Origin of the sequence: Nocardia sp. NBC_01503 (genome assembly GCF_036327755.1) — a bacterium.
Lineage (GTDB): Bacteria > Actinomycetota > Actinomycetes > Mycobacteriales > Mycobacteriaceae > Nocardia.
The window spans coordinates 446,908-464,872 of the sequence record NZ_CP109596.1 but is presented as its reverse complement, the minus strand read 5'-3'; the positions used below and the strand labels follow the sequence as shown (position 1 = coordinate 464,872).

The following is a 17,965-nucleotide window of genomic DNA, read 5'->3' as shown; positions in this document are numbered from 1 at the left end:
CGCGCCGGGATGACTGGTGGCGACACCGCTCGTACCAGCTCAGTGGTGAGCGCAAGACGGAGCCGCGAATCCCACTGACGCCCAGCTGGCGCGTCGGCGGAATCCGCGGCTTCGATCCCCGATGAGGAGGCGGATTTCAGGCGGCGATCGGATCCTGGGGTTCCGGTTCGGCGGGGACGGATTCGACTGCGCCCCGGGCGATTTCGCCGAGCTTGGTGTGGTTGAAGAGCAGGTTCAGCAGGAATGCCGTAGCCGCCGCCAGCGAGATGCCGCTATTGAGCAGAATCTGTGCCGAGGTCGGGAACTTGTCGAACATGCCCTTGGTGAGCACCGGGACCAGTCCGACACCGATCGACACCGCCACAATCGTGAGATTCACGCGGTCGGAGAGATCGGCGCGGCGCAGGGTGTCCACGCCGATGACGGCGATGGTGGCGAACAGCACCAGGCCCACGCCGCCGACCACGGGCTGCGGTACCGCCGCGACAATCGCGCCGAAACGCGGCACCAGGCCCAGGATTATGAGAATCGCACCGCTGACGGCCGTCACATAGCGGCTGTACACGCGGGTTGCGGAGACCGCACCGACATTCTGATTGAAGACGGTATCGATGAAGGAGCTGAACACACCCGCTAGCACCGCCGAGAGCCCATCGCCGATCAGGCCGCGCGCCAGATCCGCGCGCTCCAACTTCTTACCGGTGATCTCGCCGATGGCAAGCATGCTGGCGGTCGATTCGGCGAAGACCACGGCCATCACAATGCTCATGGCCACCACCGCCGTGATCGGGAATTGCGGTGCGCCGAAATAGAAGATATGCGGTGCGCCCAGCCAGGCTGTGCCCGAGACGCCGTCCAATGTGATCAGACCCATGGGGATGGAGATCAACACGCCGATCACCAGGGCGATGAGAATGCCCAGCTGCGACCAGATTCCGCGGCCGAAGACGGTACCGACGAGTGCGATGAGCAGCACCACCGCGGCCAGCACGATATGGGAGATCGAGCCGAAGGAAGGCGCTTTGGGGTTGCTTCCAACAATCAGTCCGCCCGCCACACCGATGAGCGAAACACCGACCACGGTCAGTACCGTGCCGCTGACCAACGGTGGGAAGAACCGCACCACCATGGCGAACGGCCACGCCAGGGCGATACCGACCAGGCCGCCGATGAGCATCGAACCGTAGACGGCGGGCAGGCCGTATTGCTTGGCAATCAAGATCATCGGACTCATTGCCACGAATGTGGCACCGGTGATGATCGGCAGCCGCGCACCCGCGAAGCGCCCCGGCCCGAGGCTCTGCACCACGGTGATGAGGCCCGCGACCAGCAGATCCGCGCTGATCAGCAGTCCGACGGTGGTTTTGTCCAGCCCGGCGGCCGCACCGAAGACCAGCGGTACGGTCACACATCCGGTGTACATGATCAGCACATGTTGAATACCGAAGGCCAGCAGCCGATGCCAGGGCAATCGGGTGTCGACGGGGTGGGGCGAGGTCATGAGGGCTCCCTACGGCGCGTGCGGTCGACTCAGGCTAGGCAGCCGCTGCCATCCGGTGGTTTGTCCGATATGCCTAAGCGCGGGACGGATGGCGTGCGGTGTTTTGTCTTGCGAACCAGCGTGTGCGGCGGCGCGGATGCGCCACAGTGGGGCAAGGTGTTCATCGACCACGGGAGGCGACCATGACCGAGTTGACCGGCAAGATCGTGCTCGGCCCGCATCAGTATGGCAAGGCCGAGAACCGGGTGGTGCGCATCTATCGCGACACCGCGCGGCACGAGATCCGCGATCTGAACGTATCGTCCTGTCTGCGTGGGGCTTTCGACGAGGCGCATACCGTCGGCGATCAGGGTGGGGTGTTGCCCACCGATTCGCAGAAGCAGACCATCTTCACCTACGCCAAGACGCACGGCGACGGAAGTATCGAACAGTACGGACAGGCTCTGGCACGGCACTTCGCCGATGACATCACGACGGTCGAGTCGGCGCGCATCGAGATCGAAGAGTATGCCTGGCAACGGGTTCCGGTGGACGGCAGCGGCCACGACCACACCTGGACCCGGGTCGGCCCCGAGATTCGCATTGCCGCCGTCACCGTGACGGGAACCGGTGCCGCGCAACGGGAGTGGGTGATCGGCGGCGTCAAGGACCTGGTCATTCTCAAATCCACCGGTTCGGAGTTCGCGGGCTTCCTCACCGACGAGTTCACCGTGCTGGAACCGGCCTACGATCGCATTCTCGCCACCAGCCTCACCGCCCGCTGGCGCTTCGCCACCGAACCGCAGGACTGGGACGCCACCTACGACGGCATCCGCGCGGTCATGATCGCGAAATTCGCCACCCTGCACTCCAAGGCCCTGCAGCAGACGCTCTTCGAAATGGGTCAGGCGGCGCTCGAGGCGTACCCGTGTCTCGCCGAGATCCGCATGTCCGCGCCGAACAAACACCACTGGTCCTTCGACCTCTCCCGCTTCGACGTCGCCAATAACGGCGAAGTCTTCTACGCCGACGACCGCCCCTACGGCCTCATTCACGCCTCGGTCCTGCGCGAGGACGCGCCCGCCGCGGGCCCCGCCTGGGATCCGTACACCGGCGCGGTCTGACTGCTCCGTCATCCTGTACGTCTGCCCCTCGTCATCCCGGCGCGTTCTTGGCCGGGATCCACCGAGACATGTTGCGGCGCTGAGGGTGTGGATCCCGGCCAAAAGTATGCCGGGATGACGGAGGGACGAGGGGATGAGGGGACGAGGGGTAGGTGGGCGTGTATGCGCGTCAGGCCGAGGCGGCCGGTGCGGTGAGTGTGCGCACGGCCAAGTACAGGTCCAGGCGGTCGTCTATGCGACCCAGGTCGCGGCCGGTGAGCTCCTCCACTCGGCCGATGCGGTAGCGGACCGTGTTGAGGTGCAGGTGCATTCGGTCGGCGGCCTGCCGCCAGGAGCCGTCACAGCCGAGGTAGACCTCCAGGGTTTCCAGCAGCCCCGCGCCGTTCTTCCGGTCGTAGTCGACGACCGGACCGAGGACGCGTTCGGCGAAGCGGCGTTGCAGCCCGCCCGGGACGGCGGTGAAAAGTCCTACCGCCGTGTCGATATCGGCGATGCGGACGCTGACCGGCGCATCGTCGTCGAGTGCGGCGGTGGCGGCCGCCGCGGCGGCGGCGATCGCGCCGGAAAGGGATTCGTCGCGTTGCTGGGCGCTGACCCCGAAAGCGAGGCGAACGGCCGATGATTCCGTGCCGGGTCCGGTGGGACGTGGGCCGGTGAGCGCGGGCGCGATTCTGCCCAGGCGGCGGCGCAGCACTTCGGCGGTCTGGTCCTGGGTTCCGTCGACAATGGCGACGAGGCGACCTTGCTTGTCGATCGAGGTGGTGGCGCCGGACAGCGCATCATGCAGAGCCACTCGCACCTCGGAAAGTCCTATGTCGGTTCGGGTTTCGGTGGCCTGTATCGCACAGACCACTGCCACCGCACGCGCGCCGGGTCGATCCGCGGGTGCTGCCGGGAAGCGGTCGATGAGCTCCCAGTCCAAGTGCAGGCGGTCCATACCGCGCTGGCGATAGAGCTCGGCAATGGCGGCCAGGTCCGGGCCGAACGCCTCCGGCTCGGCCGCGGCCGGGCGTATCGCCAAGTACCAGGCGGTAATTCGATCGCTCGCACCGACCTGGAGTACTCGAACAGCCCCTCTGGTGACAGCGGGCAGTCTGGGCGCGGTGAGTGCGGTGGCGACAATCCGGTCCAGTTCATCCTCGGAGATGGGTGCGGTCCCGGCGATCACGCGGCCGGTCGAGGACACCAGCCAGGCCGAAATCTCCTGCTCCAGCGCTATCTCCGCGATCAGGTCGCCGACACTGCTGCCGTCCGCCACGGCCGCTAACAACCGGCGCTGCCGATCCACTCGGGATTGCACACGCCGCCACCGCAATTCGGCCGCCTGATCGGCCAGGTATTCGATGATCCGGCTGAAGGGCACGCTCTGCGGCGCGGAGAGCAGTGGTAGTCCGTGTCGCTCGCACGCGGCCACGACATCCTCGGGCACATGCCCGTGCAACGCCTGTCCCGCGACCACCCCGGCGATTCCGGCCTCGGCCAGCATCCCGACATAGCGGTCCGAATCCTCGGCGTGTTGCCGCCACACCAATCCGGTGCAGACCAGCGCGCCCGCCGTCACAAAGGGCCGCGGGTCCGGCATATCGGTCGCGCATACCCGCGCCACCGGTCGCTTCAGCTCCGCCGTATCCCCGTGCAGCAGTCGCATCCGCAGTTGCGGCGCGTCCAGTATGTCCCGCACCAGCACGGCGCACCTCCCGTGATCGGCCCCGAATGTCGTCACGCTAGAACGCCGGTATTTCCGCCCCGTTTCATCCATGCTGCGTCCGACTCACACCCCTGTCGTAGGGTGGACCGAATGAGTCGGCGCATCCCAGTACTGATCGTGGCCGGATTCCTGGGTGCCGGGAAAACCACCCTGCTCAACCGGCTGCTGCGCAATCGCGACCTCCGGATCGGCGTGGTGGTCAATGACTTCGGCGCGGTGAATATCGATGCCATGCTGGTGGCCGGTCAGGTCGATGCCATGGTCTCGCTCGGCAACGGCTGTGTCTGCTGTGCCGTGGACGTCACCGAACTCGATGATCTCTTCGACCGTCTGGCGCATCCCAAACAGCGCATCGACGTGATCGTCGTCGAGGCCAGCGGCCTGGCCGAACCGCGCAATCTGATCCGCATGGTCACCGGTAGCGACAATCCCCGTATTCGCTACGGCGGGCTCATCGAACTCGTCGATGCCGAACACTTCACCGAATCCCGTGCCCAGCACCCCGAACTCGCCACGCATCTGCGCATGGCCGACATGATCGTGCTGAACAAGGCCGACCGGGTCACCCCGCAGGCACTGGAGGGGCTCCGTACCGAAATCACCGATCTGGTCGGCCAGGTCCCCGTCTACGCCACCAGCCGGGGCCGGATAGACCCCGCGCTGCTGTTCGACCTGCCCGCCCGCGATCCGGCCGAACTCCGTGTCGGTCGACAACTCAGCTTCGACGAACTGCTGCTCGAAGCCTCCGCCGAGGATGAGCAGCACGATTGCTCAGGCGGCCATGCGGGTCATACCTGCGGGGATCACCACGATCACCGGCATCTGCACGACGCCTACGAAAGCGTCTCCTTCACCAGCCCCACCGACCTGAACCCGCGCGAGGTCATCGCCGTTCTGGAGGACCCGCCGCCCGGCCTCTTCCGAGCCAAGGGGTTTCTGGCCTTCGCGGTACCGGAGGACTCCCGAAAGTTCGTCCTGCACATGGTCGGCAGGCACATAACGATCGAACCCACCACGTGGTCCCGCAATGAACCCCGCACCAGCACCCTGGTCCTCATCGGCCCGGGCCTGGATCCCGACCACATCACCAAGCGTCTCGAATCCACCATCCATACCGATCCCGCACCGCTGGACTCGAATTCGCTGCTCCCCGTCTGGCGCTACGTGACCCCCACCGAGTCCACCGCCTAGGGCGGCTCAGCCGCAGGCGTTCACCCATTCGGAGAGACCGTCGGTGAAGAGCTGCCGCTTCCAGATGGGGACTTCGTGTTTGATGCGGTCCACCAGGGTGGCGCAGGTGCTGAAGGCCTCGGCGCGGTGCGGTGCGGCCACCGCCACCGCGATGGCCAACTCGCCGATGGCCAGCGGGCCGATACGGTGGATGGCGGCCACGGGCAGGCCGGAGGATTCGGTGATCTCGGTGCAGATCTGGCGCAGGAAGCGTCCGGCCTCGGGATGGGCGGAGTACTCCAGGGCCGAGACCGGTTGCCCGCCATCGTGATTGCGGACGGTGCCGGTGAAGACGACCACCGCGCCGTGTTCGGGACCGGTGACCGCCTTCTCGACCTCGGTGGGGTCCAAGGGCTGATCGCTGATGTAGGCGAGGAGTTCGACGGCGTCACTCATGGCTGCCTCCTCCGGCCACCTGGGCCAGCAGATGTTCGAGAAGTTCGTCCAGGACCGCGATTCCGTCCTTCACACCACCGGGGGAGCCGGGCAGGTTGACGATCACCGTGCGCCCGGAGAGTCCGGCCACACCGCGGCTGAGGGCGGCGAGCGGGAATTTGGCGGTACCGCGCTGGCGAATGGATTCGGCCACACCGGGCAGTTCCCGATCCAGGACGGCGAGCGTCGCCTCCGGGGTGGCGTCGGTGGGGGAGGCCCCGGTGCCGCCGGTGCTGATCACCAGCGCCGGTTCGGCCGCCAGCGCCTCGGACAATCCGAAGGCGATATCGGCATCCGCGTACACCAGTGGGCCGCGCACCGAGAAACCCTGTTCACCAAGCCATTTCGCGAGGACCGGGCCGGTGGTGTCCACCCGGGTGCCCGCGGCGGCGCCGGTGGAGGCGACCAGCACCACGGCAGTGCGGCCGGTGCCGAAGGGGGGTGCCGGGGTGCGATCGGATGTGGCGGCGTCCGGCTGCCGCGAATGCTGCCGATGCGCGTCACGATCCGCGTCGACTTCGTCCTCGCGGACCCAATGCCCGTGCTTGCCACCGTCTTTGGTCAGCAGTCGCACCACGTGCAGCGCGGCTCCGGGGTCGACGGCCTTGATCATGTCGTGCAGCGTGAGCCCGGCGACGGCCACCGCGGTGAGCGCCTCCATCTCGACACCGGTGGGCCCCTTGGTCTTGGCCACGGCCTCGATGGTGATGGTGGTATCGGTGAACCCGAAGCTGACATTCACCGAGGACAGCGCCAGCTGATGACAGAGCGGAATGAGCTCGGAGGTCTTCTTCGCGCCATTGATGCCGGCGAGCCGGGCGGTGGTCAGCACATCGGCCTTGGGCATATCGTCGGCGCGCACCAGGCGGATCACCTCGGCGGTGGTGTGCAGTTCGCCCGCGGCGACCGCGACCCGCGCCGTATCGGCCTTGGCGCTCACATCGACCATGCGCGCCCGGCCCTCCCGGTCGACATGGGACAACTCACTCATACCCCAAGCCTCGCACAGCCACCTGCCTCGCGACACCGGCGGGCAGCACAGTTCCCGCCGCGCCGAAGCGAGTTCGTTCGGGTGGATCTACAGGGGCCAGGTGCGGACCACGGTTCCGGCGGGCACCTCGGTGTCGGCGGGCGGGATATCGATGAGCACATCGGCCTGGGCCATGGTGGCGATCAGATGCGACCCCTGACCCGCGAGCGGTTCGACCCCCTCGGGGGTGAGCTTGCCGCGCAGCAGTTGCCGCTTGCCCGCGGGGGAGTGCAGCGCCGCCAGCAGCGGCAGCTCCGTGCTCGCGATCGCGGGCAGAGCGGAGAGTTCACGCAGTATCGGCCGCGCGAACATATCGAACGACACCATGGTGCTGACCGGGTTACCCGGAAAGTTCAGGATGGGCGTCCCATCGACCACGGTGATGCCCTGCGGCCCACCGGGTTGCATTGCGACATGGCCGAATTCACCGCCGAGGGTGGAGAGCGTCTCCTTCACCACCTCGAAATCGCCCATCGAGACCCCGCCGGAGGTGAAGACCACATCGGCCGCGGTGACGGCCTCGTCGAGGCGGCTGCGGAACTCCCGGTGATCATCGGTCGAGTGCGCGATCGAGACCACCTCGGCCCCGTTCTCGGTGAGCGCGGCGGCCAGCGCCAACCCATTGGAGTTGTAGATCTGTCCGGGCAGCAACCGCGATCCGGCCGGTACCAGCTCGTCCCCGGTGGTGATGACCGCTGCCCGCACCCGCCGGTACACCGGCAGCTCCGGCAGTCCGACCGCCGCCAGCGCCGCGATATGGCGAGGCTTGAGCAATGTCCCCGCGGCCGCCAGCAACTGTCCGGTGCGCACATCGGTTCCGGCCTCGCGCACGAAATCGCCTGCGGTCCGGCTCTTTTCGATGGTGACGGACTCCCCGTCCGAATGTGTGTGCTCGACCGGAACCACGCAGTCCGCGCCCGCCGGAATCGGCGCTCCCGTCATGACTTTCACCGCGCCGCCCGCGGGCAATGTCGCGGCCCCGGTATTTCCGGCCGCGACCACCCCGCTCAACGGCAGTGTCACCGGCACGATCGCCACCGACTCCGCGCGCACCGCGTACCCGTCCATGGAGGAGTTCCGGAAGACCGGCAGATCCAGGGGGGAGTACACATCGGCGCTCAGCCGCCGCCCCAGCGCCCGGTCCATCGGCACCGCCTCGGTCTCGCGTGCGGCCAGCGGTCGCAGCAGATCCTCGATGCGTTGCCGGTGGTCGTCGACGGAACGGGCCGGGGCCAGTGCGTGCCGGGAACTCATGTCGGTGAGCATATCCGCGAGCCTGTCCGGGGCAACCCCGCTCGCCACTCCGCCGGGGGGTTGCGCGGCCGGACATAATGGTCGCATGACCGTGGTCGCTATGGGGATGCCCGCAGTACGAACCGGGCAGCCTTCCCTCGATGGCCGCCCGGACACTCCATTGCTGGTGGATCGCTTCGGCCGCACCGCGCGTGACCTGCGGGTATCCATTACCGAGAAGTGTTCGCTGCGCTGCACATACTGCATGCCGGAGGAGGGCCTACCGGCCATTCCGGCCGATGAACTGCTCACCGCCGCCGAGATAGTCCGGCTGGTCACGCTGGCCGTTCAGGAGCTCGGCGTGCACGAGGTGCGCTTCACCGGCGGTGAACCGCTCATGCGCCGTGACCTGGAGAAAATCATCGCGGGCTGCCGGGCCGAGCTACCCGATGTGCCACTGGCCATGACGACCAACGGTGTGGGCCTCGAGCATCGCGCGAGCAAGCTCGCGGCAGCCGGGCTGAATCGCATCAATGTCTCCCTGGACACCGTCGATCGGGAGGGCTTCGCCAAGCTCACCCGGCGCGATCGCCTCGACTCGGTCTTCGCCGGAATCCGCGCGGCCCGCGCGGCCGGGCTGACCCCGATCAAGGTCAATGCCGTACTCATGCGCGAAACCCTGGCGGGCGCGGCCGATCTGCTGCGCTGGTGTATCGACGAGGGCTGTGAACTCCGCTTCATCGAGGAGATGCCGCTCGATGCCGATCACGAGTGGGCGCGCGCGAATATGATCACCGCCGCCGAGCTGCTCGAGGTGCTGGGCACGCGGTTCACCCTCACCGAGTTCGGTCGCGACGATCCCTCGGCCCCGGCCGAACGCTGGCAGGTGGACGGCGGTCCGGCCACGGTCGGCATCATCGCCTCGGTGACCCGCAGCTTCTGTTCGGACTGCGATCGCACCCGGCTCACCGCGGATGGTCGCCTGCGCTCCTGCCTGTTCAGCGATCAGGAGTACGACATTCGCGCGGCCCTGCGGTCGCACGCCTCGGACACCGAGATCGCTACGCTGTGGCGCGGCGCCATGTGGAACAAATCCCCCGGGCACGGCATCGATGCCGCCGGGTTCGTCCCGCCCGCACGAACGATGGGAGCGATCGGTGGTTGAGGTTCGCTATTTCGCCGCGATAGCCGATGCGGTCGGCAAGCCGAGCGAACGGCTGGATCTGCCGTCCGGTGCGACCATCGGCGATCTGCGCAGCACGCTCGAGCGGACCTACGGCCCGAAGCTGGAGCCGATGCTCAAGGTCTGCGCGTACCTCATCGGCGATGAGCTCACCCGCGACGCCACCACGGTGCTGACTCCCCGCGTCGACGTGCTCCCCCCGTTTGCCGGGGGCTGAGTTCCACGCCCGCTGATCATAAACAGGTCACTTGATCAGCAAAAAGAGCAGAATTTTTGGTAACGACTTATTCGCTATCCCGATATTCGGACTGTCCAGTCCCTCTGATCGGGAGGTGTCGCCATGACGCGACTGTTGCCCGCTCTACTGCTCGGCGCTTTTCTGCTCGCCGCAGCCGCCCTGGCCAGTGGCAGCACAGTCACATCTCTGCACTGCTCGTCCCGCCTCTCCGAAACTTCAGCGCACGGCTCAGCGCCGTTCGGACTTCTCCACGCGTAGACGCGTCAGGCGCGACACCTACTTCGGTCGTACCCGACGAGTTACCCCGATCTCGCGAAATCAGTTGTCACGGCTCCTGAAAGCGCCCGCCGCACTCGCGTGCGGCGGGCGCGAGATTAGGCGTCTTATTTCCACCAGGTGTCGAGTGGGGTCACCGGAACCGTGCGCTTGTGGCGGGTGTTCCGGAAGATCGTCTCCACTCGTTCGGCCACCTCGGGTGTGACGTTCTTGCCCTCGAGGTAGTCGTCGATCTCGGCGTACCTGAGCCCCAGCGCCTCCTCGTCCGGCAGGGAGGGGCGGTCATCCTCCAGGTCGGCGGTCGGGACCTTCTGCCAGGTGCTCGGCGGTGCGCCGAGTTCCTGGAGCAGGGCCGCGCCTTGACGTTTGGTGAGACCGGTCAGTGGTGTGAGGTCCACCGCGCCGTCACCGAACTTGGTGAAGAAGCCCGTGACGGCCTCCGCGGCATGGTCGGTGCCGACGACCAGCAGATTGAGCTGTCCGGCGATCGCGTACTGCAACACCATGCGCTCGCGCGCCTTGATATTGCCGCGCACGAAATCGCGCAGCCGGGTGGCGCCGCCGAGCAATTCGTCTATGCCGTAGGCGGACTCCTCCGCGGCCGCGTCGGCACTGGGCTTGACGTTCACCGTGACGGATCGGTCGGGCTTGATGAAGCGCAATGCGATCTGCGCGTCCGCCTCATCGAACTGCTTGCCGTACGGCAGTCGCACCGCGACGAAGTCGGCATCGCGGCCCTCCTCCCGCAACTCCTCCGCGGCGAGCTGGCACAGGCGTCCGGTCAGGGTCGAATCCTGGCCGCCACTGATGCCGAGTACGAAGCCCTTCGCGGGGGTTGAGCGTAGATAGTCCTTGAGGAAGTCGATGCGCCGCCGCACTTCGGTTTTCGGTTCGATGTCCGGCAGTACGCCGAGTTCGGCGATGATCGCTTCGCGCAGGTCTCCCATGCGCTCACTGTACTGCGCGGTCGCCGTCCGAGTGCCGTGTGGCGGGGGCCGGAACGATTCGGCGCACCAGGGCTTCCCAGTTGTCGCCGATCTGGTCGACGGTGAAGCCGAGCCGTCGAATCTGATGCAGCACCAGCGCCGCTTCCAGCGGGGCCAGCAGGGTGTCGGCGAGCAGGGCTGTCTCGCCCTGAATTCCGGAGTCGCGCAACAGGATCGACACATGCGCCTTGGACACGTTATAGGGCGCGCCGTCATAGCGCCGGGAGTTGTCGGTGGCCGCGCGCATCACATCACCCATGATTTCGGTGTACGACAGGCGGGCTCGGCCGTAGGCCACCAGTCGCTCCAGCGCGGGTGCGCCCGGCCCCAGTGGTGGCGGCCCGAACATGTACGCCGCCTGTAGGTTTCGATCCGATTCGTCCAGCAGCGCGTACATGAGTCCGGCGCGATTGCCGAAGCGACGGAAGACCGTGCCCTTGCCGACGCCGGCCTGTTTGGCGAGCGCGTCCATGGTGAGCGCGTCCGCGCCGCCGATGCGCACCAGTTCGGCTGCCGCGTCCAGCAACAGCTTTCGATTGCGGGCGGCGTCGGCGCGTTCGGCGGGTTCACTGTCGATGACCGGTAGTGCGGGTCCGACGCCGGGGGTGCCGATGGATACCGCGCCGATGGGTATTGCAGCGCCCGTTTCGGGTGCTTTGCCCGCTGTCACAGTGGACCCCTTCTCAGCCGGGATGAAAGTGGACCGTGGTCCGGTTGAATGCTACCGTAAGCGCCGCCAAGCGCCAGAGAGCATCAGGAGTTAACGCCATGACGATCAAGATTCTCGCCATTTCCGGTGGACTGCGGGCCGCGTCCACCAATAGCGCGCTGCTGCGGGCCGCTCGGCAACTCGCCCCCGAGGGCGTCGAGATCGAGATCTACGAAGGTATTCGGGACCTGCCGTTCTTCGATGAGGATCTGGAGGGTGATGTGCCCGCCGCCGTCACCGAGCTGCGCGAGAGGATTCGCGACGCCGACGGCGTGCTGATCGCCAGCCCCGAGTACAACTACAGCATCCCGGGTGCGCTGAAGAACCTGCTGGACTGGGCTTCTCGCCCCTACGGCCAGTCCTTCCTGACCGATAAGCCGGTCGCCATCATGGGTGCCTCGGGCTCGCAGTTCGGTACCGTCCGCGCCCAGAACCATCTGCGCGATGTCTTCCACTGGCTCGACTCCAAGGTCGTCACCAAGCCCGAGGTGCACGTCGGCGCGAACTACACCCGCTTCGACGAGCAGGGCAATCTGACCGATGAGACCAGCCGCGGTCTGGTCGCCGGTCTGATCGCCGCGCTCGTGGTGCAGGTTCGGAAGAGCCGCGAGACGGTCGGCGCCTCCGCCTGATTCACGGTCCCGCGCAAGGCCCCGGCAGACCGCCGGGGCTTTCCGCCTTCCCTGATCGGAAGTCGGTGCCGCAGGTCACAGCCCTGTCGAGATCACCAGCTACGAGGGCCTCGCCGATATCCCTTCTACAACGAGGATCTCGATGTAGCGGGTGAGGTCAGGCCGATGCCTGAACCTTCTGGGAAACGGATAGCAACCTCCAGCGGTAGCCGCTGAATCCAGTGCGAGGACACCACTTTTCAGTCGTGGCCTCGCGCAGTTCGGTCCGCTTCTGGACTAGCTTCAGCGTATGAAGCTAATGAGCGGCAACTCGGTCTGGGGTCGATGCTTCCTGACCGCCGCACTGGCCGTCTCCGCCACCGCGGCCGTGGTCACCGCGACCGATGCCACCGCCGAAGCCAATGTCCGCCTGTATCTGGGCAATTGGGCCGGATACGTGGTCAAGGGTGATTTTCGGGAGGTCAGCGCCACCTGGACGCAGCCCGAGATCTCCTGCCTCAATGAGGGCACACTGCAGCGGATCGTGCCGTGGGTCGGATTGAACGGCGCGACCGACTTCAATGGTCAGGTGGCGCTGCCGCTCATGCAGACCGGTGTCGAATCCCTGTGCGCGAGTGATGCCGCCTTCTACGCGGCGCTGCCGGGACTGCAATTCGAGAATCTCGCGGCGGGCCTGTCCTATGCGGATCCGCGGCTCGCGGGGCTGATCATGCACGCCGGTGATCGCGTGGGCAATGCCGTCAGCGGTGCCATGGACGGTGTCTGTGCCGCGGGCATTCTCGGCGGAATGTGTACTCCCGAAAAGGATGTCGGCGCGTGGTGGGAGGGCTACCCGGAGCCTCCGGTCAGTTATGACGATGTCGAGGTGCGTCCGGGCGACACCATGCACTCGACGGTCGGCTGGGATGGTCACCGGTACGTCATGACGCTGGAGAACCGCACCCGCGATTGGACGCGCACCACGACGCAGCCCTCCGACGCGCCCGCGCGCACCGCCGAGATCGTGGTGGAGGGTCACCTCGATGCCGCGCTGCCGGGTTTCGCGCCGCTGACCTTCACCGAGATCCGGATCGACGGCAAACCGCTGTCGGCCTATGACGCACAGAGTTACGGCATCGCCGCTACCAACCGGTTGCTGGCGCCGGGTCCGGTCGAGGGCTCCGGCTTCACCATCGGCTGAGTGCGCGACACGCCGGGGCGCTCGAGTTTTTCGGGAGCGTTCGAGGTTCGCGGGCCCCGCGATCGAACCGTGAAACCGCACTTCGCTCGAGGCCCGTGTGACTCGCGGGAAGCCTGTTGATCAGCGTGAACAGCAGGTTTGCCAGAAGTGTGCTGAATGCCGAAATTGTGATCTGTGCCTCAGTCGTGTCGAGTTGCGAATCGAGCGTCCTGGCACTTCGTTCATCCTAATTTCATCTTTGTGGTTCGCAACATGTCGTGTTGGATGAATCTGTCGGCCACTAGGTGTAGTGTCTTGGGAGCTGGAAGGGCGTGTGGCGAGACCCTCGAAGGGAGCCACGCGACCAGGGATTTCGGTCCCGCGTCCAGGGGTTTGCGCACTTACTACATGGTTCTTGTTTTCAGCCGTGCACTGCATCGGATCTAAGGCAAGGAGAAGGGGAGATACCAATGACCATCACCGTTTACACCAAGCCCGCTTGTGTGCAGTGCAACGCCACGTACCGTGCCCTCGACAAGGCCGGCGTCGCGTACGACGTCATCGATATCTCCGAGAATCCGGAGGCCCGCGACTACGTGATGGCGCTGGGTTACCTCCAGGCTCCCGTCGTCGTCGCCGGTGACGATCACTGGTCCGGCTTCCGTCCGGATCGCATCAAGGCGCTCGCCGAGTCCGTCGCCGTCGCCTAACGGCCACGGCCGGCGGGCCCGGATCGCCGATTGATCGGCAGCTCCCGCGGGCTTCGGACGAGAGGAGTCGATATGACCGAGTTGTCCACGCGGACAGCGAATCTGGTCTACTTCTCCAGCGCATCGGAGAACACGCACCGCTTCGTGGAACGGCTGGGAATTCCCGCCGTTCGCATTCCGCTTCACACCGCCGACTCACTGCGCGTCGACGAACCCTATGTGCTGATCGTCCCCACCTACGGTGGCGGTCGGCATGTGCTGGGCGGTGAGCGATCCGACAAGGAGTTCGTCCCCCGTCAGGTGGCCAAATTCCTCAACGATCCGCATAACCGCGCCCTGCTGCGTGGCGTCATCGCAGCGGGCAATACGAACTTCGGCGATACGTACTGCTTTGCGGGCGAAGTGATTTCGCGCAAAACCGGAGTGCCGTACCTGTATCGCTTCGAACTCATGGGAACTGCTGAGGACGTCGAGCGCGTCCGAGAGGGATTGGAATCGTTTTGGCAACGACAACCGCACCGGTCGGAAAGACAGCCCGCGTAGAACGCACCGTGAGCGGTGAGTCCACCGCGGGACTGGACTACCACGCGTTGAACGCGATGTTGAACCTGTACGGCCCCAACGGCGAGATCCAGTTCGACAAGGACCGCGAGGCGGCGCACCAGTACTTCCTCCAGCACGTCAACCAGAACACCGTCTTCTTCCACAACCTGCGGGAGAAGCTCGACTACCTCGTCAAGGAAAACTATTACGAGACAGAGGTTCTCGACCAGTACAGCTTCGACTTCACCAAGAAGCTGTTCAAGCAGGCGTACGGCAAGAAGTTCCGTTTCCCGACCTTCCTCGGCGCGTTCAAGTACTACACCTCGTACACCCTCAAGACCTTCGACGGTCAGCGCTATCTGGAGCGCTTCGAGGATCGTGTCTGCATGGTGGCGCTGACTCTGGCCGCCGGTAACGAGACCCTGGCGCAGGAGCTGGTCGAGGAGATCATGGACGGGCGTTTCCAGCCCGCCACCCCGACCTTCCTGAACTCGGGCAAGAAGCAGCGCGGTGAGCCGGTCTCCTGCTTCCTGCTGCGCATCGAGGACAATATGGAGTCCATCGGGCGCTCCATCAACTCCGCGCTGCAGCTGTCCAAGCGCGGCGGCGGTGTCGCCCTGCTGCTCAGCAATATTCGTGAGACCGGTGCGCCGATCAAGAAGATCGAGAACCAGTCCTCGGGTGTCATTCCGATCATGAAGTTGCTGGAGGACTCGTTCTCCTACGCGAACCAGCTGGGTGCGCGCCAGGGTGCGGGCGCGGTCTACCTGCAGGCGCATCACCCGGATATCTACCGCTTCCTGGACACCAAGCGCGAGAACGCGGATGAGAAGATCCGCATCAAGACGCTGTCCCTGGGCGTGGTCATCCCGGACATCACGTTCGAGCTGGCGAAGAAGAACGAGGACATGTACCTGTTCTCGCCGTACGACGTGGAGCGCATCTACGGCGTGCCGTTCGCCGATATCAATATCACCGAGAAGTACTACGAGATGGTCGACGACAAGCGAATTCGCAAGTCCAAGATCAAGGCTCGCGAGTTCTTCCAGACCATCGCCGAGCTGCAGTTCGAGTCGGGCTATCCGTACATCATGTACGAGGACACCGTGAACCGGGCGAACCCGATCAAGGGCAAGATCACCCATTCGAACCTGTGCTCGGAGATCCTGCAGGTCTCCACGCCGTCGCTGTACAACGACGATCTGTCCTACTCCAAGGTGGGCAAGGACATTTCGTGCAACCTGGGTTCGCTGAACATCGCCAAGACGATGGATTCGCCGGATCTGGCCAAGACGGTGGAGACCTCGATTCGCGCGCTCACCGCGGTGTCGGATCAGACGCATATCACCTCGGTGCCCTCGATCGAGCAGGGCAACAACGAGTCGCACGCCATCGGCCTGGGCCAGATGAACCTGCACGGTTACCTGGCTCGTGAGCGCGTGCACTACGGCTCCGAAGAGGGCGTCGATTTCACCAACATCTACTTCTATACGATCGCCTACCACGCGGTCCGGGCCTCGAATCTGATCGCCAAGGAGCGCGGCCGGGCGTTCGGCGGTTTCGCCGAGTCCAAGTACGCCAGCGGTGAGTACTTCGACAAGTACACCGAGCAGGCGTGGGAGCCCGCGACCCAGCGGGTGCGCGAGATCTTCGCCGAGGCGGGCGTGCACATCCCCACCCAGGAGGATTGGCGCGAGCTGAAGGCGTCGGTCATGGAGCACGGTATCTACAACCAGAACCTGCAGGCCGTCCCCCCGACCGGTTCCATCTCCTACATCAACCACTCCACCAGCTCGATTCACCCGATCGCCTCGAAGATCGAGATCCGTAAGGAAGGCAAGATCGGCCGCGTCTACTACCCGGCCCCCTACCTGACCAACGACAATCTCGACTACTTCCAGGATGCCTACGACATCGGCTACGAGAAGGTCATCGACACCTACGCCGCCGCCACCCAGCATGTGGACCAGGGCCTGTCGCTGACGCTGTTCTTCAAGGACAGCGCCACCACCCGCGATGTCAACCGCGCCCAGATCTACGCCTGGCGCAAGGGCATCAAAACCCTCTACTACATCCGCATCCGCCAAATGGCCTTGGAGGGAACCGAAGTCGAGGGCTGCGTAAGCTGCATGCTCTGACCCGTTGAACCACGAAGGGCGCTCCCGGTGAAAACCGCGAGCGCCCTTCGCTTTTCAACCATCTACTCGGTCTGTTTCGGATGACCGCTACTGGCGCGAACGATCCAGACGATTCGTTTGTCGGGATCTGGGCAATACCAGATCCGCCCCCCGAGGTGACCTCGTACTGCCATTGTTCGAGCGTATTCCCGCCCAAGACTCGGTGGGCGAGCACACTGTTGAGTCTGTGCTGTCGGTGCGGGTTCTCGGGAGCTATGGGGCGCTCGGTCAGCACTATCCACGCTTCCCAGGTATTCGATCGGGCGCTCCGACACAGATCCTCCCACCCCCTGGCGGCCTCCGAGGTCGCGAAACGGGCTTCCCAAGCGCCAGGGCGGCCCGGTGGCGCGACGCGGTCACCTCTCTTCGCAGCCATCGGCACCTTCCCCCACGGGTTCTGGCACCGGACCGAAGTCGCCGTCCAGAGGTCGGGTGAGTTCTTCGGTGAGCGCGGGATCCGCGAGAATGGCTGCGGTGCTGCGCCATTCGACTATGGTCTGTGCGAGTACGGACCACTCACCAAGCTCCGCCGATGCCTGGAATGCCCTGGCGAAGTCCCTGACGAATTCGGCCTGCGCACGCGGAGGCATCACATCGACCCACGGGAATTCGTCCAGCAGAGCGCTGACCGCGATCTCATGCGGCAGATGCGAAAGTACATTCCGCAGCGCGCGGGCGGCGGTGATCGAACCCTCGGACTGGGCATTCGCGCTGTCCTCGCGAATCAGCAGCAAGGGTGCGCCATCGCGCCGCCGAACTCGCACGGTTCCCTGGTCGGCTAGTTGTGCGACCTGCTTGGGATCACGCTGTAGCTCGCTCCACTGCACTTCGGTAACCACGGTGCACCCCTGTTGGTTCTCGGGCGTCGGCCCGCTGCCGGCCCGTGCGCATCGATCATACAGCTGACTTCTGAATTTTTTCAGAAGTCTGTGAGCTTGATGATCGGCTGGGCGAAAAGCCTGGTGGGCGACTGCCTTCGCGCCGTCGCCCACGGTGACGACGGGATGGCATGGAATGCACTGTGGCTCGCACCGGTGTGGATTCGATCGCATTGTGAGGTCTCCAGAACCTGGCTCGCACCGATGCGCTCGGGCTCTCGCGGTGGATACGCT

The 17,965-nt window shown here is 65.4% G+C and carries 17 protein-coding genes; 9 read left to right on the top strand and 8 right to left on the bottom strand.

The features are described from left to right. Positions 1-136: 136 nt before the first annotated feature. Positions 137-1,501 (bottom strand): uracil-xanthine permease family protein, encoded by a 1,365-nt coding sequence (locus OHB26_RS02045; RefSeq protein WP_330182532.1) that lies wholly within the window; start codon positions 1,499-1,501, stop codon positions 137-139. Between the two features lie 182 nt (positions 1,502-1,683). Here OHB26_RS02045 and pucL point away from each other — a divergent pair, with 182 nt between their 5' ends. Beyond that, positions 1,684-2,604 carry a factor-independent urate hydroxylase gene (gene pucL / locus OHB26_RS02040; protein WP_330182531.1) on the top strand — a complete coding sequence of 307 codons (921 nt, stop codon included), beginning with the start codon at positions 1,684-1,686 and terminating at the stop codon, positions 2,602-2,604. A 169-nt stretch (positions 2,605-2,773) separates the two neighbouring features. Here the strand turns inward: pucL and OHB26_RS02035 are convergent, their stop codons facing one another. Beyond that, a complete protein-coding gene (locus tag OHB26_RS02035) occupies positions 2,774-4,291 on the bottom strand; it encodes a PucR family transcriptional regulator (protein ID WP_330182530.1) in 1,518 nt (505 codons plus the stop codon). A gap of 111 nt (positions 4,292-4,402) precedes the next feature. Between OHB26_RS02035 and OHB26_RS02030 the strand changes: the two genes are divergently transcribed. Next, complete coding sequence (locus OHB26_RS02030; protein WP_330182529.1) at positions 4,403-5,503, top strand: CobW family GTP-binding protein; 1,101 nt, start codon at positions 4,403-4,405, stop codon at positions 5,501-5,503. Between the two features lie 6 nt (positions 5,504-5,509). Here OHB26_RS02030 and OHB26_RS02025 read toward each other — a convergent pair whose 3' ends face one another. From OHB26_RS02025 to OHB26_RS02015, 3 genes are all read right to left on the bottom strand, one after another. Next, positions 5,510-5,938 (bottom strand): molybdenum cofactor biosynthesis protein MoaE, encoded by a 429-nt coding sequence (locus OHB26_RS02025; RefSeq protein WP_330182528.1) that lies wholly within the window; start codon positions 5,936-5,938, stop codon positions 5,510-5,512. Next, entirely contained in the window at positions 5,931-6,968 is a 1,038-nt protein-coding gene (moaCB, locus tag OHB26_RS02020; protein WP_330182527.1) for a bifunctional molybdenum cofactor biosynthesis protein MoaC/MoaB, read from the bottom strand. The genes OHB26_RS02025 and moaCB overlap by 8 nt, the downstream gene beginning before the upstream one ends. A gap of 87 nt (positions 6,969-7,055) precedes the next feature. Next, the gene (locus tag OHB26_RS02015) at positions 7,056-8,261 is read right to left on the bottom strand and encodes a molybdopterin molybdotransferase MoeA (RefSeq protein ID WP_330182526.1); all 1,206 of its coding nucleotides are present in this window, start codon (positions 8,259-8,261) and stop codon (positions 7,056-7,058) included. Between the two features lie 85 nt (positions 8,262-8,346). On the opposite strand from OHB26_RS02015, the gene moaA reads away from it, so the two are divergent. Next, complete coding sequence (moaA, locus tag OHB26_RS02010) at positions 8,347-9,405, top strand: GTP 3',8-cyclase MoaA (RefSeq protein WP_330182525.1); 1,059 nt, start codon at positions 8,347-8,349, stop codon at positions 9,403-9,405. Next, positions 9,398-9,640, top strand: coding sequence for a MoaD/ThiS family protein (locus OHB26_RS02005; RefSeq protein WP_330182524.1), 243 nt, complete (start codon positions 9,398-9,400; stop codon positions 9,638-9,640). Before moaA ends, OHB26_RS02005 begins: the two co-directional genes overlap by 8 nt. Positions 9,641-10,044: 404 nt before the next feature. On the opposite strand, the gene nadE is transcribed toward OHB26_RS02005, so the two are convergent. Both nadE and OHB26_RS01995 read right to left on the bottom strand, forming a co-directional pair. Then, on the bottom strand, positions 10,045-10,884 hold the full coding sequence (gene nadE, locus OHB26_RS02000) for an ammonia-dependent NAD(+) synthetase (protein WP_330182523.1): 840 nt from the start codon (positions 10,882-10,884) through the stop codon (positions 10,045-10,047). Positions 10,885-10,888: 4 nt separating this feature from the next. Next, the gene (locus OHB26_RS01995; protein ID WP_330185464.1) at positions 10,889-11,536 is read right to left on the bottom strand and encodes a TetR/AcrR family transcriptional regulator; all 648 of its coding nucleotides are present in this window, start codon (positions 11,534-11,536) and stop codon (positions 10,889-10,891) included. Positions 11,537-11,691: 155 nt separating this feature from the next. Between OHB26_RS01995 and OHB26_RS01990 the strand changes: the two genes are divergently transcribed. The 5 genes from OHB26_RS01990 (at position 11,692) to nrdE (ending at position 16,814) form a co-directional block, all read left to right on the top strand. Then, positions 11,692-12,264, top strand: coding sequence for an NADPH-dependent FMN reductase (locus OHB26_RS01990; RefSeq protein ID WP_330182522.1), 573 nt, complete (start codon positions 11,692-11,694; stop codon positions 12,262-12,264). Between the two features lie 289 nt (positions 12,265-12,553). Further along, a complete protein-coding gene (locus tag OHB26_RS01985; protein WP_330182521.1) occupies positions 12,554-13,444 on the top strand; it encodes a G1 family glutamic endopeptidase in 891 nt (296 codons plus the stop codon). 449 nt (positions 13,445-13,893) lie between these two features. Beyond that, positions 13,894-14,133, top strand: coding sequence for a redoxin NrdH (locus OHB26_RS01980; RefSeq protein ID WP_330182520.1), 240 nt, complete (start codon positions 13,894-13,896; stop codon positions 14,131-14,133). 72 nt (positions 14,134-14,205) lie between these two features. Beyond that, a complete protein-coding gene (nrdI, locus tag OHB26_RS01975; protein ID WP_330182519.1) occupies positions 14,206-14,676 on the top strand; it encodes a class Ib ribonucleoside-diphosphate reductase assembly flavoprotein NrdI in 471 nt (156 codons plus the stop codon). A gap of 56 nt (positions 14,677-14,732) precedes the next feature. Then, complete coding sequence (nrdE, locus tag OHB26_RS01970) at positions 14,733-16,814, top strand: class 1b ribonucleoside-diphosphate reductase subunit alpha (RefSeq protein WP_330185463.1); 2,082 nt, start codon at positions 14,733-14,735, stop codon at positions 16,812-16,814. Between the two features lie 395 nt (positions 16,815-17,209). On the opposite strand, the gene OHB26_RS01965 is transcribed toward nrdE, so the two are convergent. Then, entirely contained in the window at positions 17,210-17,692 is a 483-nt protein-coding gene (locus OHB26_RS01965; RefSeq protein ID WP_330182518.1) for a hypothetical protein, read from the bottom strand. Positions 17,693-17,965 lie beyond the last annotated feature (273 nt).